Genomic DNA, 3,286 nt, shown 5'->3' on the forward strand with positions numbered 1-3,286 from the left:
CGTAGAATTAGTATTTCGCGTTGTATAGGGGGCAGGGATGCCAGCAGATTATTTAAATCGAGGTGCAACAGTTCCTTGGTGAGCCGTTCGTCTGAGGAAATGCTCTCATCAGGTAAGATATCCAATAGCTCGGTGTCTTGATTGTCTCCCACACGCAAATCCAGAGAAACTGGCTGCTTCGAGACACTGAGATATTCTCGAACCTGGTTAGGCTTTAAATTTAATTCTTCAGCAATTTCGGTGACAGTAGCATAGCGACCAAGCTTTTGAAAGCTTTCTCGCTGTACTTTTTTAATTTTATTAAGTCTTTCCGTTAGGTGAGTTGGCAATCGAATAGTACGAGATTTTTCTGCAATTGCACGTGTGATTTCCTGACGAATCCACCAATAAGCATAGGTTGATAGTTTGTAGCCTTTGTTAGGGTCGAACTTCTCTACCCCTTTTTGCAAACCTAGTGTACCTTCCTGAATTAAATCGAGGAATTCTAAATTGTGGTTCTGGTATTTCTTAGCAATAGAAACCACTAGCCGCAGGTTCGCTGTCATCATTTTCTGTTTAGCCTTTTGGCCTTGTTGAACGATTGACTCTACTTCAGCTTCGCTTTGCCCAAACGAGATAGCTAATTCTCTTGCAGTTGGTTCTCGGTTTAGTTGAAGTGCGATCGCTTGCTGTTGCTGCTCAATCGTTATCATCTGCTGCACAAGCCTAGCATTTGTAATTTCTTGCTCAGGAGTTAGCAGAGGGTAGCGTCCGATTTCTTTGAGGTAGGAGCGAACTAAGTCAGTAGTTGGGCTGGGCATACTTTCAATTAATTGTAACGACTACTTTTATTTTTCGTTTGAATAGAAATTTTTATTTCAAGGGTTAGCTAGCAAATTAAATCTTAACCCCAATGTTTATCTTTGGGAAACAAGTTTATAACTATAATACTTGAAATCTTCAAATAGGTAAACACTAAAATCTGCTTTATTTTATAACCAAGCTTTAAAAAAACAAAGAAATTTAGCTAAATTAAATTAGAGAAACGCTACGCTAATTTTAGAGTGAAGTCCTCTTTTGAAGAGAGGAGATGTTCAAATTCGCTTCACATTTGAACAAGGCTTAAGAACGCTTTGCGTAAATCAATTGAAAAATACAATTACTTAGTTGAGGAATAATCATGGATATGCAATCTCTACTCACCTTGGCAATCGTAGTCATTTTTTGGGCATTTGTGACTCTCGTTATGTTCCAGTTCATTAACGGACTATTTGTATCGGCTGCTTACATTAGTAATGTGGTTTCGGTTAGAAATAAAAATATAGGCGCTTCTACAATTCCATCAGTATCAGAAGTAATCACACCACAAGCTCGGACTTTTGAAAAGTTGCCAGATCCTTGGACACTAGAGGATGAAGCTGTTCATCGTACCAGTAACGAAGCAGTTATTCTCTCATTCCCTACATTGAGATTGCTGCCTCCAGTTAAAGAAATTTCACCACAACCAAAACGTACTACTCGTTCCAATAAAGCTAACAATTCTGCCAACAAGTCACCGAAAACTAAAAAGGCTGATGTAAATTCTTTAGGCAAGCGCAAGCCAGGTAGACCGCGTAAAGCTGGCTAATTCGCTTTTTAAGCCTCGGCTGATCACCTAAGAATAAATCTTGGAAGGTTCAAAAGTTCAAATGAGGCAATTACTTGCCTCATTTATTAATAAGAGAAAGGCTTCGCCATAGCAATAGTGAAAAAATAATATTGTGAGTGATGCAATGGTACAGCAACTTTTCACTCAAGGTTCTTTATTCGATTTGCAAACAGTAATCGATTATGGGCAGTCAGTTATTAATGTTGCCCAAGAGCTTGCAAAAGTTTTAACAGATAATCGCCCTCTCTCTACGAAAACTGTTTCTTCCCAGATGAATCGCTACTTTCTAGGCACTGCCGCGTCTGGTGCATGGCAGTGGAAAGATGCTTACGAAGCTGTGGAAGTGGCGCAAATTTTATATCTGCGTCAAAAAGGTTATAAACTTTTATTAGAGTCGCCGCTAACAGTATTATTGGAATTGCAGAAGTTAGTAGCCCTCTGTCCGACGCATACTCGCCGCAGTGAAGAGTCAGTACAGCTTCAGCAATTCTCCACACCTTTGCCGCTTGCTTATCTGGTAGCCAAAGCAGGATTTGTACAAGCTACTGATTTGGTGCTGGAGCCATCTGCCGGAACTGGTCTATTGGCACAAATGGCTAAACTTAGGGGTGCAAGTCTGATGCTCAACGAGCTTGCACCCGATAGATCGAAGATTCTGCGACGGCTATTCCCTGGCACGCCATTATTTGGGATCAACGCCGAACAAATCAACGATTATTTAGCTGGCAAGACTCAGCCCTCAGTTGTGCTGATGAATCCGCCTTTCTCCGCATCTCCCAAAATCAACAGTCGCAATCCCGACGCAACAAAAAGGCATATCAACTCGGCATTGCAAAGACTGGCTGACGGTGGACGGCTGGTAACAATTACTGCTAACTGGTTTTCTCCCAATAATCCCACTTGGCGCGAGACTTTCGTTAGGTGGCACTCGGAAGCACGAGTTTTAATGTCAGTCGGGGTTAACGGCAAGGTTTACTCAAAACATGGGACAACTATCGACACTCGGATTACAGTGATCGACAAAGTTCCGGCTGACTCCAGCGAAATCCCTTGTATTACTGAAACTTTGGATCTGCCTGAAATACTGGCATTAATTGAGCAGTTGCCACAGAGGTCTTCGTGGGAACGCTCAGAAAAAGTCAAAGCTGCTGCGAAGGCAATTGTTGTTCAATTGCCAAAACGTACTACAGTTGTACAACCAGAAACAGTTTCCTCTCTTCCAGACGACCTAATAGTGCTGGAATATGAGGTTATCGAGTGGACGGCTAGTGAGGGATTGAAAGATACCCTATACGAAACCTATCGCCCACAGCGAATCCGAATAAAGGACGCTTTACCTCATCCCTCGCTGCTTTGCGAAAGTGCAGCCCTAGCACTTGTGTCACCACCAGCACCAACTTATAAACCGCATCTTCCTAGCAACATTATCACACAAGGCTTGTTGTCAGAGGCACAACTTGAAAGCGTTATTTACGCAGGTCAAGCGCATTGTGAATTTCTGTCTGGGTCTTATATTGTGGATGATTCGTGGGATAACGTGACTGTTGCGGCTCAGGGCGAAGAAAACGCCGTTAGATTTCGCCGTGGCTGGTTACTGGAGAATTCTAAAGTTTTCTACCCATTAAAAATCACTTTGGCTTCCTACCTACGCTAACTTTT

The 3,286-nt window shown here is 42.2% G+C and carries 3 protein-coding genes; 2 read left to right on the forward strand and 1 reads right to left on the reverse strand.

Features of this window, described 5'->3' with window-relative positions; translation table 11 throughout:
• Window positions 1-800, reverse strand: an 800-nt coding sequence (locus GNF10_RS35985; RefSeq protein ID WP_185607443.1) for a sigma-70 family RNA polymerase sigma factor, incomplete at its 3' end; no start/stop codon positions are given.
• Window positions 801-1,159: 359 nt separating this feature from the next.
• Here GNF10_RS35985 and GNF10_RS35990 point away from each other — a divergent pair.
• Both GNF10_RS35990 and GNF10_RS35995 read left to right on the forward strand, forming a co-directional pair.
• On the forward strand, window positions 1,160-1,606 hold the full coding sequence (locus GNF10_RS35990; RefSeq protein ID WP_185584705.1) for a hypothetical protein: 447 nt from the start codon (window positions 1,160-1,162) through the stop codon (window positions 1,604-1,606).
• Window positions 1,607-1,751: 145 nt separating this feature from the next.
• Window positions 1,752-3,281 (forward strand): strawberry notch-like NTP hydrolase domain-containing protein, encoded by a 1,530-nt coding sequence (locus GNF10_RS35995; RefSeq protein ID WP_185584706.1) that lies wholly within the window; start codon window positions 1,752-1,754, stop codon window positions 3,279-3,281.
• Window positions 3,282-3,286 lie beyond the last annotated feature (5 nt).

The sequence above is a fragment of the Nostoc sp. UCD121 genome, from assembly GCF_014222285.1.
Lineage (GTDB): Bacteria > Cyanobacteriota > Cyanobacteriia > Cyanobacteriales > Nostocaceae > Nostoc.